Below are 16,169 nucleotides of genomic sequence, written 5' to 3' on the forward strand. Positions count from 1 at the left end.
GCGCCCCGGCGGGCTGCGGGGCGATGCTCCCGCGCAGGCGCCTGGCTACCGGACCAGGCCTGCCTTCACGAAGTGCCTCCTGATAATCCTGGCCGCCACCAGGGCCCCGGCGAGGCTGAGGACGGCCACGAGTGCGGTGGCACCGGCGAACACGGGCCAGCTGACGTAGCCGAGGTACTCCTGGATGGCCTCGTCGCTGAGGTGGAACAGGTCCTTGCGCGCGGCCAGGTAGTCTCCGGCGGACAGGAAGATCGGCAGCATGAAGCCGACGAACTGAAGCGCGCTCCCGACGACATAGGCGGCGATAATCCGCCCCCGACTGGCGTAACGACCGGCGATGGCATCCGCGACGAGCCATCCCGCGACGCAGCCGGCGACGCCGACAACATTGCCGCTCATCAGCCCGAGCAGGCTCACGATCGTCCCCATGAGGAAAATGGTGCCGGGCTTGCGGATGCGGACGGCGCCGAGCAGGAACACGATGGCCACGAAGAACGCGGCGACAGCGGTGTAGAGGAATGCCCCGATGATCGTCGTCGCGCAGATCATGCCGACGACGGTGCTGATGACGAGCGCGATGGCGGAGAGCATGCCAATGGTGACGAGGTCTCGGACGCCGAGCCGTTGACGGGGCCGGGAGGCTGCGGGCGCGGAGGCCATGGGCTGGTCGGGGGAGGCCATGCGGTGGTCCTTTCGAATGAGCGATCGGGGCGGGGTCGGGGAGTGCCGGGCGGGGCGGCGCGGCCGCCGGGCCCCGGCGCCGTCGGAAGGCGGCGGGCGGCCGCGCGAGAAGGCCGGCGGCCGCAGGGCCGGCCGATCGCATGGACGGCGGCGGCCGCGGGGCGAGCCCGGCGCCGCGGGGCTCGGACGCTCATAGGCGCTGGACGACGACGGCCGCGGTGACGCCGATCGCGAGCCCGGCCAGCGCAAGGTCCGCGGCCCCGATGCGCAGGTCGTGCAGGACGGTCCGCGGCCCGGGGGCGTCGAGCCCGCGGACCAGGCCCGCGCAGGCCAGCTCGTCGGAGCTGCGCAGCGCGCGCATGAGGATGGGGACGACGAGCTGCTCCAGGGTGCGCAGCGGGTGGGCGGCCAAGGCGCACGGCCCCGGAGCGAGCCCGCGCACGCGCAGGCTGTCGGTCAGCGCCCGCCAGTCCTGGCCGATGGTGGGCGCGAACCGGAGCGCCACGGAGAAGGGGACGCTCACCGCGGCCGGGGCGCGCAGCCTCTCCAGGGCGGACACGGCCAGGGAGACGCTCATGTCGGCGGCCAGGAACAGGCCCATCATGGTCATGACCACGAGCTTCTGGACCAGGTAGACGATCATCGCCAGCGTGAGCATGAGCATGCTGCTCTCCATCCGGGGGACGGCCGCGGCGCCGGCGGCAGCGGCAGCGGCGACCGCCGTCGTGGCCAGGGCGGCGCGCCACCGCCCGACCACGACCAGCAGCGCCGCGGCGAGGGCGACGACCGCTCCGGCGGGCACCGGCGCGGAGACCAGGAATGACCCCACGGTCACGGCCGTCGCGATGAGCAGCCGGATGCGCGGGTCGATCCGCACGGTGCTCGTCAGCGCCCGGGCGACTCGCTGCGACACGGCCGGGACGGACGCGTCCCCCGGGGCGCGCGGCGAGCCAGGGCCGGAGCCGCCCGCGCCCCGACCGCCGACCGGCGGGGCGCCGTCGTCGAAGCGCGGAAGCACGGCCGCCAGGGACACCCCGTCCGCGGGCGCGTCCAGGGCCACGCACCCCTGCTCGATCGCGATCAGGCGGGTGCAGCAGGCGGCGAGCAGCTCGTGGTCGTGGGAGATGACGAAGACGATCCTCCCGCCACGCGCCAGGCCGGTGATCGCCCGCGCGACGGCGGTCATGGCCCGGTGGTCCAGCCCGCTGGAGGGCTCGTCGAGGAAGAGCACGTCGGCGTCGGCGGCGAGCGCCGCGGCGATGGTCAGGCGCTGCTGCTGCCCGCGCGAGAGCGCCGCCGGGTGGGCGTCGCGCAGCTCCCACAGGCCCAGGGAGGCCAGGATGCGGCGGTCGGTCTCCTGCGCGCCGGCGCCCCGCCGTCGTCCCGGGTGCAGCTCGCCGAGCACGGAGTCGGAGAAGAGCTGGTAGCCGGAGTCCTGCACGACCAGGTGCACCCGCCCCAGCCGGTCCCGCGCCGACGCCGGGGCGCCGCCGAGCAGGATCCGCCCGGCCCGCTCCCTCTCCAGCCCGGCGCACACGCGCGCCAGGGTCGTCTTGCCGGCGCCGTTGGGGCCGACGACGCCGATGACCTCGCCGGCCCGGGCGCTCAGCGTGACCCCGCTCAGGCCCGCCGCCCCGCCCGCCTCCCCGGCCGGCCGGTCGCCGCGCCGCCGCGGGTGGCGGAAGACGATGTCCTCGCAGGCGAAGGAGACGCCGGCGGGGTCGGGGCGGAGGCCCCCGCCGGGGTCGGTGTCCGCGGAGGGGCTCGACGGCGGCGGACCGGGCCGGGCGGGCGGGTCGGCGAGGTCGAGGTGGCGCAGCCCCAGCGCGGTCAGCTCCGGGGCGCTCAGCGCCAGGAACTCGGCGGCGGCGCAGTCCCTGCGGATGCGGCCCTCGGCGAGGTAGACGACGCGGTCGGCCAGCCCGGTCAGGTAGTGCAGGCGGTGCTCCAGGACGATGACGGTCGCGCCCCGCCGCTTGAGGCCGGCGAGTATCCGTGTCAGGTGCGCGGTCGAGGCGGGGTCGAGGTTCGCGGAGGGCTCGTCGAGCAGGAACACGTCTGGGCCCAGGGCGTAGCAGGCGGCCAGGGCGACCTTCTGCTTCTCGCCGCTGGACAGGCCCAGGACGCCCCTGTCGGCGAGCGCCGGGATGCCCAGCTCAACGAAGGCCCGCGCCACGCGCTCGACGATGCGCGGGCGGTCGAGCCCGTGGTTGCGGCAGCCGAAGGCGACCTCCTCGGCGGTGTTGAGCGTGAAGAACTGGGTGCGCGGGTCCTGGAACACGGTCCCGACGCGCAGGCCCAGGTCCCCGATGGACGTCTGGCGCGTGTCTCGGCCGTCGACGACGACGCCGCCCTCGAGCAGGCCGCCCCGCACGTGCGGGATCAGGCCGTTGCACAGATTGGCCAGCGTGGTCTTGCCGGAGCCGCTCGGACCGGTGACAAGGACGAACTGGCCGGGCTCGATAGTCAGGTGGGCGTCGCGCAGGGCGGGGCGCTCCGCCTCCGAGTAGCGGAATGCCGTGACATCGATGGTGACCGCGCCCAACCTCTCCCACCTCCTCTTACTGACTGACCGGCAGTCATCATATAGCACAGGCGAGCCTCAGCGGAAGCTGCGAGGGGAGGCCCCTTCGCACGGGCGGGCAAGGAGCGGGCACGGAGCGGGCACGGAGGAGCTCGCGGCGGGCCCGCCCGCCATCGTCCGTCCGCCCGCTCAGCCGGCGCGGACGACCATGCGGCACCAGTGCCGCAGCTCCATGAGCACCCGGTCGGTCATGGCCTCGTCGTTCGCATGGTGCAGGTAGTCGGCGGCGTGGTGGGCCGCGCCGAACAGCAGGACCGCGGTGGCCGGCGGGTCGGCGATCGCGAGCGCCCCCGCGCGGGCCCCCTCCTCCAGGAGCGCGGACAGCGTGGCGACCGGTCCCGAGAGGGGGTCGCCGGACTGCCCGTCCGCGTAGATGGACGACTGCGCCCCGCCGTGGCGGGCGTGGTGGAACAGCGCGTCGTGCAGCCCGGGGTCCGCCAGGTAGTCCTGCACCCCGGCGATGAGCCAGGTCTCCACGCGACCCGCCCAGTCGGCGGGGGCAAGCCGGTTGACGACGGCCTCCTGGCGCTGAAGGACGCGGGTCGCATAGCGCTCGCGCAGCGAGGCGATCACGTCGTCCTTGGTTGAGAAGTACAGGTAGAACGTCCCCTTGGACACCCCGGCGGCGGTCGTGACCTCCTCGACCGTGAGCTGGTTGATCCCCCTCTCGACGAGCAGCCGCTCCGCCGCGTCCAGCAGGCTGGCGCGGCGCTCCGCCTTCGGCCTCGTCCGTGCCATGCAGCCACCTCCAAGAATCGCCGCCGCCCCCCGGTGCCGGGGGCGCACACCGGCTCGGCCCGTCCCGGACTCGGCCGGGCCCCGCTCAGGTCCTGTCCGAGCCGGGTCCGGCTCCGGGTCGTCCCGCCCCGGGCTCGCGCGAGTCCCGGACCGCAGGCCGACAGCCTACCCCCGCGACTCCGCTCCTGTTCTCCGCGGCGCGAAGCACATACTATATTAGTGACCGACGGTCAGTCATCGATATTGGTACGTGGAGGAGCGTCGTATGGCACTGCACAGCCCGGACGCGGCCCCGCCGTCGGACGGCGTCCGCGAGCCCGGGTCGTGGAGGGCGGTGGCCGAGCTGCTGCGCCCCGTCCGCGGGCGCCTGGCGCTCGGGGCCGCCCTGGCGCTCGTCGGCTCGGCGTCGGGCCTGCTGCCGTATGCGGTCGTCGCCCAGATCGGCCGCGAGCTGCTGGGAACACGCCGCGACGCCGTCGTGTGGGCGTGGGTGGCGGTCGGCGTCGCCGGCGCGGCCGGGCGCCTGGCGCTCATGGTGGCGGCGAACCTCATCACCCACTACGCCGACGCCGACCAGCAGCGCCTGCTGCGCACCCGGCTGGCCCGGCACGCCGCGGCCCTGCCGCTGGGCTGGTTCACGGGGCGCGGCTCCGGTGAGCTGAAGAAGGCGATGGAGGACGACATCGAGGACATGCACCACATGGTCGCCCACGCCGTCCTCGACCTCGCCGGTGCGGTCGGGCTCCCCGCGGCCGCGCTCGTCTACCTGGTGGCGACCGACTGGCGCATGACCGCGCTCACCCTGGCGGCGCTCCCGGCCGCGGCCCTCGCGCTCGGCCATGCGCACCGGACCATGCCGGTGCGCATGGCCGAGCTCACCCGGGCGCAGGTGGACCTGAACAATGCGGTCGTCGAGTACGTCGACGGCATCGAGGTCGTCAAGGCCTACGGCGGCGCGGGGCGGGCGCGCCAGCGGCTGGCCGACGCCGTCGACCGCCTGGGCGACTCGCTGGCGGCCTGGGTCGCCGAGGCGGGCCGCGCCATGTTCACCTCCAGGATGCTGCTCTCCCCCGCCCTGGTCCTGCTGGTGGTCGCCGGGGCCGGCACCGGCCTCATCCTCGCCGGGGCGCTCGAGCCGGCGGACCTCCTGCCCTTCCTGCTGGTGGGCGTGGGCCTGCCCGCGCCATTCATGACGATCATCCAGGGCGCCCAGCAGCTGCGCAGGGGACGGGCCGCCGCCGCGCACCTGCTCGGTATCCTCGCCGAGCCGCCCCTGCCCGCCCCACGCGATCCGGCCGTGCCGGGCGCCCACGGCATCCGCTTCGAGGCGGTGACCTTCGGCTACGAGGGCGCCTCCCCCGTGCTGCGCGGGGTGGACCTGGAGTGCCCCGCCGGATCCGTCACCGCCGTCGTCGGGCCCTCCGGGTCCGGCAAGACCACGCTGAGCCTCCTGGTCCCGAGGTTCTTCGACGTCGACGCCGGGGCGGTGCGGATCGGCGGCGTCGACGTGCGCGACATCCCGCAGGAGCGGCTGCTGGCCCTGGTCGCGACCGTGTTCCAGGACGTCGTACTGGTGCGCGACACGGTCCGGGAGAACATCCGCCTGGGCCGCCCCGGCGCGAGCGACGCCGAGGTCGAGGCGGCCGCCCGCGCGGCCCGCGTGCACGAGACGATCATGGCGCTGCCGCAGGGCTACGACACAGTGGTGTCAGGCCGCTCCGGGGCGCTCTCGGGCGGGCAGCGGCAGCGCATCACCATCGCCCGCGCCCTCCTCCAGGACGCCCCGATCGTGCTGCTGGACGAGGCGACCGCCCACGTCGACCCCGAGAACGAGCACGCCGTCCAGGAGGCGCTGGGAGCCCTGACGCGCGGGCGCACGCTGGTGGTGATCGCGCACCGGCTGTACACCGTCCGCCGAGCCGACCAGATCGTCGTGCTCGACGCCGGCCGGGTGGTCGAGCGCGGCACCCACGAGGAGCTCCTGGCCGCCGGCGGCCGCTACCGGGACATGTGGGACGCCCAGGGCGGGGACGACGGCCAAGGCCAGGGCGGGGAGGACAGCGGCCGGGCCGGGAGGCGGGACCGGCGTCGGAATGGGCCCGCGCCCGGAGACCGGCGTCGGGGCGACGGCGAGCCCCGGAGCCGGCGTCGGGCCCCGGGCGATCCCGCCCCGCACGACTGCGCTCCGGGCGGGGCCGACCGATCCGGGGCGGCCCGCCCCGGGCCCGCCGTGAGCGGGAGGGGGACGACCCGATGATCCGCCGCATCCTGAGGCTGTGGCCGCACCGCGGCCCGATCCGCGCACTCGCCGTGCGCTACGCGCTGGCCGGCGTCGGCCAGGGCGTCGTGCTGGTCATGCTCCTGCCGCTGCTGCGCGCCCTGCTGTCCGAGCCGGTCCGCACACGCCAGGCCGCGGGGTGGCTGCTCGCGATCGGGGCGGTCGGCGCCGCCCACCTGGCGGGCGTGTGGCGGGGGCACGCAGTCGGCTACCCGACCGCCAACCGGATTATGCGCGACCTGCAGCACGACCTCGGCGACCACCTCGGACGGCTCCCGCTCGGCTGGTACGTCGGCCGGGCGCCGGGGCGCATCGCCCGCGTGGTCGCACAGAGCGCGCCCTCGGCCGCCAGCGTCGTCTCCCTGCTGTGGCCCGAGCGGATCGCGGCCATCGCCACCCCCGCCACCATCGCGGTCGGCGTGCTCGCCGTCGACTGGCGGCTCGGCCTGGCCTTCGCGGCGGCCGTGCCCGCCGTCGGGCTCGTCATGCGCTGGGCGACGCCGGTCATCCGCGACACCCAGCGCCGGCTGGACGACGCCTCCGAGGAGGCCGCCGCCCGCGCCATCGAGTTCGCCCAGGCCCAGCCGGTCCTGCGCGCCACCGGGCGGGCCGGCGCCGGATTCGCCCCCATGGAGCACGCCCTGGACGAGCAGCGGCGGGCCTTCCGCCGCGCCCTCGCCCGGCAGAGCGCGCCGCAGTACGCCTACGTCGGCGTCGTCCAGGCCGGCTTCACCCTCATCATCGTCACCGGGGCCTGGCTGGCCACCCGCGGCGAGCTCGCCGTGCCCGACGCCGTCGCGGTGCTCGTGCTCGCCGCGCGCTTCATCGAGCCGCTCGTCCAGATCGCCGGCCTGTCCGGCGCGGTCCAGGCCGCCGACGTGGCCCTGGAGCGGGTGAGCGCCATCCTGGAGGCCCGGCCCCTGCCCGAGCCGTCGCCGCCGGGACGCGCCCCCGCCGGGCACGGTATCTCGCTGGAGGGCGTCGGCTTCGGCTACGAGGAGGCCCGCGTCCTTGACGACCTCACCGTCGCCATCCCCCAGGGCGGCCTGACCGCCGTCGTCGGGCCGTCCGGGTCCGGCAAGACCACGCTGCTCAGGCTCATCGCCCGGTTCTGGGACGTCGACGCCGGCTCCATCCGGATCGGGGGCGCCGACCTGCGCGAGATCCCCACGCCTGAGCTCATGCGCACGCTGGCCATCGCCTTCCAGGACGCCTACCTGCTGGACGGCACCATTGAGGACAACCTTCGCATCGCCGCCCCGGAGGCCACCGACGCGCAGCTGCGGCGGGCGGCGGCCGCCACCCGGCTCGACGAGGTCGTCGAGCGCCACCCCGACGGCTGGCGGGCCTGCACCGGCGAGGGCGGCGTCGCCCTGTCCGGCGGGGAGCGGCAGCGGGTGGCCCTCGCCCGCGCCCTGCTCAAGGACGCCCCGATCGTCCTGCTCGATGAGGCCACCTCCTCCCTCGACCCGCAGAACGAGGCCGCCGTCGGCGCGGGCGTGCGCGAGCTCGTCGCGGAGGGGCGGAGCGTGGTCGTCGTGGCGCACCGGATCGCGACCGTCCGGCACGCCGACCGCATCCTGTTCCTCGACGGCGGGCGCCTGGTCGAGGCCGGGGACCACGAGGCCCTGCTGGCGGCAGGAGGCCGCTACGCCGACTTCTGGCGCGAGCGCCGCGCGGCCGCCGAGTGGACCATCCGGCCGTGACGGGCGGTCTGCTTGGCCGGCCTGCTTGGCCGGCCTGCTTGGCCGGCCCCGCATCGTCGAGATAGACATTTTCGTACGAGGTAGACGGTGTCACCGCCGATCTCGTACGAAAATGTCTATCTCGACAGGCTCTGCGAGCGGGCAGCCTCTGGAAGACCCGGCTGAGCATGGCGCCGGCATCGGGCTGAGTACCGCCCACGACGAGCAGCCCTCCCACCCGTCACGGGCGAAGCGGTGCAGAGCGGCCAGTGTCATGGCCCGCAGGTCAGTGCGGCATCGGCTGCGGTTGTCGGCCGCGCCGAGGCCTCGGGTGGCGCCCTTCGTTGAGCCTGAGCGTAATTCCGTTCCGAGAACGGTCCAAGGAGTCTGACAGGGCGCCCGACGGGCACCAGCCGGATGCCGGCCGGATGCCGACGTCCCGAAAAGCGATCATCCCACGCACTTTTAGTCCCCCGCGCCGCCCGACCTGCACCACAAAACCGCGGAATCACGCCGTTTCTCGTCGCACCCGATGACACCGATCGCCTTAAAGCTGCGTGGGATGATCACTTTTCCCCACCACCAGCGCCCCCAACCCCGCAGTCAGCCGCCTGGGGGCCGCCCGGCCGGGTGCGGGTGGAGCAAGCGGCCGGGACATGCCGCCGACGGCGGTGGCGGCGACTATGCTGGGGCGCGCCGTCCGGTTCGGGCCATCCCGCGCACGATGGCATGCCCCTTTAGCTCAGTCGGTTAGAGCTGCGGACTTTTAATCCGAAGGTCGTGGGTTCGAGCCCCACAGGGGGCACCAGCGAAAAGCCCTCGATAGCAACAGAAAGTCCTGCCCCATCGGGGCGCCGGAGGCGCCTATATCCCCCATTTCCGCTACGCTATGGCTGCACTGATGGCTGCACCTCGGGGGGCTGGCGTGGCGCGCGGCAAGGGCGAGGGATCGGTGTACATGGCGCTCGTCAACGCCCGCCCCGAGGCCGGCAGGGGCACGGCCCCGGAGGTCTACGCCAACGAGCTCGCCGGCAACGTGCTCATGCCCGCCAAGGAGGTCCGCGCCTGCATCGCCCAGGGCATGGACACCATCACGATGACCGCCTCGCCTACTTCGGAGTCTCCCTGTCCGCGATGTCCTACCGCCGCGAGGTCCTGGGTGAGTGACCCGGCCCAGGCCGGCGAGGATCCCCTCGACCGGCTCCCCGACGACCAGATGCCGGTCCCCGAGCCTGCTGGTGCCCGGCGGCCACGGCCGCCGGTGCCCCGGGACCTGGCCGAGACCGAGGACCCGGACCAGGACCTGCCCGGCGCCGGGACGCAGGACGCGACCCAGTCGCTGGCGCACATGACCAGGATGCGGCCCTTCCTGTACTTCTTCGTCGCCTACGCCAGGACGCGCTACTCGCGCATGGGCACCCACCGCCCCCCCCACCGCCTCCCGTGGACCGCACAGCCCAAGAACGCCCCCGGCTCTACCAGCGGCGCACCGGCCTGGACATCGCCTTCCTGACCCTCGCGTGCCTGCTGCTCCTGACCGCAGTAGGCGCAGGAGCCTACAAGATCATCCTCAAATGACCTACGGAGCACGAGAAGGGGCCCGCACCACACGGTGCAGGCCCCCGCCCTCTGTTGTTACTTCAGACGGTGGCCGGAAGCCTGTCGACGATGCCGGCGAGCCGTTCGTCGAAGTCGGAGCCGTATGGCAGCAGAGTGCTTGCCTCTCGCATCTCGTGCAGGACGACAGGTTCCCACTCCTCCGGGCGGTCCAGGACCGCGTACCGGCTCTCGGGCCCGATCTGGGCCTGGCTCAGCAGCGTGAACGCGTGCTCGAACGAGCGCTCGCGCGACGGCTCGTCCCGTCCGCTCAGCGTCTGGAACACAGCCAGTGTTCTCCCCTCGGACTCGATCGAGGCGGTGACGCGCTTGCGCCGGCCGGAGCGCGGCCCCACCGTGTTACCCCGCACCAGTCCTCGCGCTGCTACCGCCGAGCTGGACATGAGGTCTGTGATCTGTCGGAGGATCTTCGTCGTGAACCGCTCTCCCCCCTCGTGCTCGCGGATGAAGGCGAGGCCCTCCGCGCGTACCGCTGCGAGAGCTACGAGGTTGAGAACGTCGCCGATATTCTCGTCGGTGGCCCAGGCCGTGATCTCGCCGTCCTCGGTACCCGGGTCGCCGGGAACGAACGCTCCTGCCGGTCGGGCAATCCTGTCCCAGGCGGCCAGGAAGGACGGAGAGTCGGTTGCTGCGCCAGCGGTGCGGAGGTGAGACATGGTGGAGCCGTCGTCGGTGATGACCCACCCTCCGGCGCTGGCGCGCACGGACAGGACGACGCCGTCGTTGTCGCTGTAGTAGGCGGGCACCCAGATGACGAGCCCGTCGGGTGTCTCCATCGCCTCGAGCCCGTCGTTAAGGGCTCCCAGGTACTTGGAAGTCATGGTCCTGGCGTCCACGCTGATCACCTCTCCTCCTTCTCTGGCGGGTCGACCCATGTCAGCGTGTCGGTAGACACGTGACAGAGGCCGGCGAATGCCATGAACATCATGCGCCGATCGTCGTTGGTGACGCTAGAGAAGATGGGGCACTCGGGGAATGAGCCGGGCACGAGGACGCACTCCTCGCCGCCGTCGGCACTGCGGTAGGTGTGCATGTGGGTGGCCCGGCCGAATCCGTGCCCGTTGCCGTGGACGCAGACGCGGCGGACGGGCACGTCGGCCCCACGGTAAAGCAGAGAGATTGCTCAGGGGCGGGGCGTGTTGTACTGCATCTGCAGGTAGGCGCCCTCAACCTCGATGGTGCCGGTAAGAACCGTGACGCGGTTACGGACATCGCGGGGCTTGTCTGAGGTCCACACCATCTCGCCGTCCGTGCGAGCCCTGGATGACTCCCCGAGCAGGTATCCCATCACCGCGGGGCTGATCGCCCCGACCGCGTGGCGCGGCCTCTCGCGCTTCACCATGAAGGCCTCCACTCGTCCGCCAGGCCGACAGGCCGACAGGCCGCCAGGCCGACCAGAACAGTTCCGACAGGGGTACGCCGGCGCATAGAGAGTCCTTACCGGGAAGAGCCGGAGCCCTGAAGATGTTATGCGCTCACGGCTGGGGTCGTGCGCGGTAGACGACCCTGACCGCAGGCGTCAGCTACTGCAACAGTTTTTACAGTGGGCGCGTATCAGGCGGCCTCGCTCGTGCCTGCCGCAATCTGTCGGCTCTCCCGGTACTGCTCGGCGGCGGGCTCCTCGGTGAACTCGAGCAGGTTGCCGGCGATCCTGGTCAGGGCGTCGCGGACCTCAGCGGGAGTGACGTAGAAGAACTCGCGGCGGTTGTTGATGCGGTTGACGCGCTTGTCTGCGAAGTGGTGGTGGAGGCTGGTCTCCACGCCTACCGCGTCCTCGGAGAAGAACAGGGCGTGGACGTCGAAGTTGAATGGAACGGAGGCGTCGCCGAGCTCCTTGACCCGGTCCATCGGCTCGAGGCGGCGGGTCATGCCGATCTTGACCATGCGCTCCCCGAAGGAGCCGATGTTGGAGATGACGTAGACGTAGCCGGCGCGGATGTTGGCGGTGCGGAAGTCGACGGTCTCGATCTCCGCGTCGACCTCCTCCATGCGCGTGCGCATCTCGACGGCTTCCTCGGTGCGCCCCTGCGCCTCCAGCTGAGCGAGGACGTTGCGGTAGTGGTCTCTCTGCTTGGCGAGGCGGTCACGCTCGGCCTGCAGCTCCTTCTGGGCCTTGCGCTCCTCGCGCAGCCGGGCCCGCTCCTCGCGTTCCGCCTCCTTCTCCGCCTTCTTCGCGTTCTGGTGCTCCAGGGCCAGCCGGAGCTCTTCGAGGCGCAGGTGGTGGTAGCGGTAGTCGATACTCAGATCGATCATGGTTCCGAGCCTCTGAGCCTGGTCGCGAGCACGTTCCAGGCGCTTCCTGGCGGCCTCGCCGTTGCCGGCCTTGACAGTGAGGACGCAGTTCTCGGCCTCGGCGTTGTAGGCCCGCAGCATCATCTTGGACATGTCGGCCACGAACTTGCGGCCCTGGGCGGCCGAGTTGTTGAAGGTGAAGGTGGTGCTGGCCTGGACGGCCGTCTTGTCGCGGACCATCTTCTTGATCTTGGCCCTCGTGTCGTCGAGCCTCTCCTTGAGCCTTACAGAGGACTCTGCCGGGTGGGGGTAGCTGCTCAGTCCGGCGTCGGTGAGGACCTGGGCGTCGGCCAAGTGTACGTCGAGGTCCGCGAGCCGCTGGGCGCGGGACCTGATCTCTCGGTCGGCCGCCCTCACCTGCGCGTCGCGCTGGCTGAGGGCCGCGTCCAGCGCCTGAAGCCTCTGCTCGCCGTTGATCCGTCGGTCCTCCTGCTCTGCGTGGATGCTGTCATAGCGCGCCTGCTCCTGGGCCACGGCGTCGCGCATCCGCAGGACGTCACCGCCACCGGCCTGCGCCAGGACCTGTCGTAGTGCGGCGATCTCCTGCTGCGCGGCGGCGGGTCGCGGGCTCCATGTTCCGAGGTCTCACAGGCTTCACCACCCTTGCTGCAGCGACCAGATCAGCATGGGGAGCCCCAGCCCGAGCAGGTCCATCAGCCAGTGCCCGACGGCCAGCGGCGCCACCCGCCTGCGCCATATGAGCAGCCAGGCGAACACGAGCCCGGCCAGGAAGGTCCGCACCACGCTGGCGACCATCGCCTGGGCGTCGGGAAAGGCGAAGCCGATGTGCTGGAGGCCGAAGACGACGGAGGCCGCGAGCACGGCCCCGACCAGCCCGATGTGCCCCTGGAGGCGGGGCTGGAGGTAGCCGCGGTAGAGGGCCTCCTCGGCCAGCCCTATGGTCACCGGCATGATCGTGACGCTGAGCACCCCGATCCACAGGGGCACCGGAGGGTACGACGACGCGGGCGGCGCCCCCTGGTAGGCGACGAGGTTGCCGATGAGGAAAGCGGGCATCCAGGCGACCAGGCTGATGAGCCCGCACAGCAGGCCCCAGCCGACGTCGGCGCCCCGGAAGCTCAGCAGGTCGGTCAGCCCGCGCCCCTCGGCGCGCAGAAGGCCGTGGACCAGGGCGAGGGTGACCACGTCGATCACGATGATGAGGACGTTCATCCACAGCAGGGGCCGCCCCATCGCCCAGAGCGCGGCGCCGAAGGCGATGACGAGAGCGGGCCGGACCCCCATGGCCAGGGCCAGGCAGGACCAGGGGGCGCCGACGACGGGGGCGGCGGCGTCGGGAACCGCTGCGGCGTCGGGGGCGACAGGGACCGCGGTGCGGGGAAGGGCGGGAGCAGCAGTGCTGGTGCCCGAGGAGACAGGATCGGAGGAGGAGACCACGCGTGAAAAAGTATGGTTTCCTTGACATCTGCGTCAAGAGTCCCTCACACCCTGAGATGGCCCCGACGCACGCGAGCACACGCCCAGGGGGATCCCGGATACCGCCCCCGGCGCCCCCTCCCTACGCTGGTCAGTCGTGAGCACCACGACGTCGCGACCCACCGCCCGCCGCCCCCGCCTCCTGGTCGTCGCCGGGCACCCCGACCCGCACAGCTACTCCCACGCCCTGGCCCGCGCGTACGCCGACGCCGCCCAGCAGGCCGGCGCCACCGTCACCCTCCTGGACCTGGCGACCACCGACTTCGACCCGGTCCTGCGCGGAGGCTACCGGAAGCGCATGCCGGAGGACCCCTTCATCACCCGCTCGCAGAACGAGCTCCTCGCCTGCGACCACCTGACCCTGGCCTTCCCCACCTGGTGGTCGGCCGAGCCCTCCCTTCTCAAGGGCTGGTTCGACCGGACCCTCGCCCCCGGCATCGCCTACCGGCACCAGGCCGGCAAGCCGACACCCGAACGGCTGCTCGACGGCCGCACAGCCACCATCATCACCACCTCCCACGCCCCGCGCCTGTGGACCCGGCTGGCACCGAACGGACCGGTGTCCCGCATCGCACGCGCCGTCCTGGGCTACTGCGGGCTGCGCGTCACCCAGCACCTCATCATGGGCGGCATGGAGAGCAAGAACGACACCCCCCAGCAGCGCCAGGACTTCCTGAAGCAGGTCACCAAAGCCGCAACCCACCAGATCAAGACCATCAAACACACCCACTGAAGCAGGCAGTGCTCACCGCAGAGCGCAACAGGCCCGGCAGGCAGGCGCAGGCACCCCGCGGCAGGCAGGCGCGGGCACCCCGCGGCAGGCCCCTCATCAGGCGCGCACCTGGACCTTAATGTGCTCGGGGCTCTTGGACGCCTCAATAGCCTCGTCGTACTCTTCGAGGACGAAACGGCCGGTCACCAGACTCGCCAGCCGGTCTTGCAGATCCTGCATGCGCTCGACGGACTCGCCGTACTTCTCAGCCAGCGAGTTCGAGCCCGCGATCGTGAGCTCCTTGGCGTAGATCTCATAAGGGCTGACCTCAATACGAGCCGACTCGGAGGCGACACCCATCTGGATCAGTCGGCCGCGCGGACGCAGCGCGCCAACCGCCGCACCGATAGCCGCAGGATGCCCGGTCGCATCGAGCGCCAGGTCGAATCCGCCACGGCGCTCCAGGTCGTCCACGCTCGCCACCGCTGCGTCGGCACCCAGATCGAGCGCGGCCCGCCGACGCGCCGGGTTGAGCTCAACGACCCAGATCCCCGACACGCCCTCGGCGCGCGCCAGGACAACGCCCATGAGGCCGATAGAACCCGCGCCGAAGATGAGGAGCCTCTTCTCGCCCCAGCCCGGAACGCGCTCCAGAGCGTGCAGAACGCAGGAGAACGGCTCGATGAGGGGCGCGACGGCCTCCGATATGGAATCCGGGAGGTGAAAAACGACTCCCTGCGGCACGGCCACGTACTCGGCGCACGATCCGTCAACCGCGACTCCGACCGGCAGCAGCTTTTCGCACAGGTTCGTGGCTCCGATAGAGCACCACTCGCACTCGCCGCAGGAGATATTCGGGTTGACGCCGACATAGTCCCCCTCCGCTATTCCCTCAACACCCGCACCCACCTGGCTCACGTGACCGGCGAACTCATGACCCGGCACAACCGGGAATCGCCCATGAGGATAGTCTCCGGAGACGAGGTGCAGATCCGTTCCGCACACGCCGGTGGCAGTAGGTTTGATGACGACCCACCCGTCCCGAGCAACGGGAATCGGCAGGTGCCGGACTTCTGTTCCGCCCTTTCCATCGGCGACGACGGCTCGCATGGTCTGAGTCATGTCGGTGGTGCTCCCGTGAGTCATGAGCGCGCGTCTTCGCCGGCGCTCTCGTACCGCGCGCCGCGCAACACGCCTCGGCGTCACTGCGCGCCCGCCCGCGCCGGCGCCCCTGTGCGCCAGCGGTACTCAGTTTAGCAACTTCCGTCCGGCTTGTACAGTCTGTACATACAATCAGTGGCGTCGGTCCCGCTCCCGGGGGTACCTTGGGCCCAGTCCGTCTCTGAAGGAAGATCCATGCCCGACAACACAGCCAGCGTGATCGAACGAAACTCACCGACGCCCTACTACGACCAGCTGTTCGTCATCCTCTCCGAGCGCATCGCCTCCGGGACCATCCCGGTGGGTGAGAAGCTCGCCAGCGAGCACGAGCTGTGCGAGGAGTTCGGCCTGTCTCGGGCGACGGTTCGTCAGGCGCTCTCCAAGCTGGAGAACGAGGGCCTCGCCGAGCGGATACCCCGACGCGGAGTCTTCGCCGCGGCTCCGGGTACGGCCTCGTCCTGGGTGGTTCAGGACGCCGAGGGATTCCTCGACTCTCAAGTCAGACACGGCCGCAAGGGGGTGACCACCGCGGTCGTCAACGCCCGGTTCACTGAGCCCCCCGACCGCGTGAGAAAGGCCCTGGACGTGGCGGACAACAAGGTCTTCGCCATCGAGCGGGTGCGGTCTCTGGACGGGAGCAGGGCCCTCTTCTCCACGAACTGGATACCCGGGGCGGCCGGCCGCCTCATCTCCGATGCGTCGGCGGTTCTGAGCGGAGAGTCCTCGCTCAATTCCGCCCTGGCCGACGCGGGATTCGAGATCGTGCGGGCAAGACGAACGATCCACGGGCTCGGCGCCCCCGGTTACGTGGCCCGTCATCTCGGGATCCAGGAGGGACATCCCCTGCTGCGAATCGACTCGACATCCTGGACGCGCGGAGATCGAGCGGTCGACTACTACGAGACATGGGTGCTCACCGATACCGTCCCCCTGGAGATCAACATCTCCAATTCCTGAGCCCCGCCAGGGCGACAGGGTCCGCCA

14 protein-coding genes and 1 tRNA gene are annotated in these 16,169 nt (G+C 71.9%); 6 read left to right on the forward strand and 9 right to left on the reverse strand.

The genetic code is table 11. The features are described from left to right. Positions 1–45 precede the first annotated feature (45 nt). The 3 genes from AIF0345_RS13920 to AIF0345_RS13930 form a co-directional block, all read right to left on the reverse strand. Positions 46–681, reverse strand: a complete 636-nt coding sequence (locus tag AIF0345_RS13920) for an MptD family putative ECF transporter S component (RefSeq protein ID WP_285296477.1) — start codon at positions 679–681, stop codon at positions 46–48. A gap of 190 nt (positions 682–871) precedes the next feature. Next, a complete protein-coding gene (locus AIF0345_RS13925; protein WP_285296478.1) occupies positions 872–3,226 on the reverse strand; it encodes an ATP-binding cassette domain-containing protein in 2,355 nt (784 codons plus the stop codon). 168 nt (positions 3,227–3,394) lie between these two features. Further along, positions 3,395–4,003 carry a TetR/AcrR family transcriptional regulator gene (locus AIF0345_RS13930; RefSeq protein WP_285296479.1) on the reverse strand — a complete coding sequence of 203 codons (609 nt, stop codon included), beginning with the start codon at positions 4,001–4,003 and terminating at the stop codon, positions 3,395–3,397. A gap of 265 nt (positions 4,004–4,268) precedes the next feature. Between AIF0345_RS13930 and AIF0345_RS13935 the strand changes: the two genes are divergently transcribed. The 4 genes from AIF0345_RS13935 (at position 4,269) to AIF0345_RS13950 (ending at position 9,479) form a co-directional block, all read left to right on the forward strand. Beyond that, positions 4,269–6,260, forward strand: a complete 1,992-nt coding sequence (locus tag AIF0345_RS13935) for an ABC transporter ATP-binding protein (protein WP_285296480.1) — start codon at positions 4,269–4,271, stop codon at positions 6,258–6,260. Next, positions 6,257–7,987, forward strand: a complete 1,731-nt coding sequence (locus tag AIF0345_RS13940; protein ID WP_285296481.1) for an ABC transporter ATP-binding protein — start codon at positions 6,257–6,259, stop codon at positions 7,985–7,987. The genes AIF0345_RS13935 and AIF0345_RS13940 overlap by 4 nt, the downstream gene beginning before the upstream one ends. Before the next feature lie 710 nt (positions 7,988–8,697). Next, a tRNA-Lys gene (locus AIF0345_RS13945) sits at positions 8,698–8,774 on the forward strand. Positions 8,775–8,867: 93 nt separating this feature from the next. Beyond that, on the forward strand, positions 8,868–9,479 hold the full coding sequence (locus AIF0345_RS13950) for a hypothetical protein (RefSeq protein WP_285296482.1): 612 nt from the start codon (positions 8,868–8,870) through the stop codon (positions 9,477–9,479). A 127-nt stretch (positions 9,480–9,606) separates the two neighbouring features. On the opposite strand, the gene AIF0345_RS13955 is transcribed toward AIF0345_RS13950, so the two are convergent. The 5 genes from AIF0345_RS13955 to AIF0345_RS13975 all read right to left on the reverse strand — a co-directional run bounded on the left by AIF0345_RS13955 (position 9,607) and on the right by AIF0345_RS13975 (position 13,273). Continuing rightward, complete coding sequence (locus AIF0345_RS13955; protein ID WP_285296483.1) at positions 9,607–10,428, reverse strand: DUF1828 domain-containing protein; 822 nt, start codon at positions 10,426–10,428, stop codon at positions 9,607–9,609. Next, entirely contained in the window at positions 10,425–10,676 is a 252-nt protein-coding gene (locus tag AIF0345_RS13960; RefSeq protein ID WP_285296484.1) for a hypothetical protein, read from the reverse strand. Before AIF0345_RS13960 ends, AIF0345_RS13955 begins: the two co-directional genes overlap by 4 nt. A gap of 30 nt (positions 10,677–10,706) precedes the next feature. Then, positions 10,707–10,925, reverse strand: coding sequence for a hypothetical protein (locus AIF0345_RS13965; RefSeq protein WP_285296485.1), 219 nt, complete (start codon positions 10,923–10,925; stop codon positions 10,707–10,709). A gap of 212 nt (positions 10,926–11,137) precedes the next feature. Beyond that, the gene (locus tag AIF0345_RS13970; protein ID WP_285296486.1) at positions 11,138–12,361 is read right to left on the reverse strand and encodes a DUF4041 domain-containing protein; all 1,224 of its coding nucleotides are present in this window, start codon (positions 12,359–12,361) and stop codon (positions 11,138–11,140) included. A gap of 108 nt (positions 12,362–12,469) precedes the next feature. Next, positions 12,470–13,273, reverse strand: a complete 804-nt coding sequence (locus AIF0345_RS13975; protein WP_285296487.1) for a CPBP family intramembrane glutamic endopeptidase — start codon at positions 13,271–13,273, stop codon at positions 12,470–12,472. 136 nt (positions 13,274–13,409) lie between these two features. Between AIF0345_RS13975 and AIF0345_RS13980 the strand changes: the two genes are divergently transcribed. Further along, positions 13,410–14,045 carry an NAD(P)H-dependent oxidoreductase gene (locus tag AIF0345_RS13980; RefSeq protein WP_285296488.1) on the forward strand — a complete coding sequence of 212 codons (636 nt, stop codon included), beginning with the start codon at positions 13,410–13,412 and terminating at the stop codon, positions 14,043–14,045. Positions 14,046–14,141: 96 nt separating this feature from the next. On the opposite strand, the gene AIF0345_RS13985 is transcribed toward AIF0345_RS13980, so the two are convergent. Then, a complete protein-coding gene (locus AIF0345_RS13985) occupies positions 14,142–15,170 on the reverse strand; it encodes an alcohol dehydrogenase catalytic domain-containing protein (RefSeq protein WP_268917984.1) in 1,029 nt (342 codons plus the stop codon). A 210-nt stretch (positions 15,171–15,380) separates the two neighbouring features. Between AIF0345_RS13985 and AIF0345_RS13990 the strand changes: the two genes are divergently transcribed. Beyond that, positions 15,381–16,142, forward strand: a complete 762-nt coding sequence (locus AIF0345_RS13990) for a GntR family transcriptional regulator (RefSeq protein ID WP_285296489.1) — start codon at positions 15,381–15,383, stop codon at positions 16,140–16,142. The last annotated feature ends 27 nt before the right edge of the window (positions 16,143–16,169 follow it).

The organism is Actinomyces israelii (genome assembly GCF_030253495.1).
Classification (GTDB): Bacteria; Actinomycetota; Actinomycetes; order Actinomycetales; family Actinomycetaceae; genus Actinomyces; species Actinomyces israelii.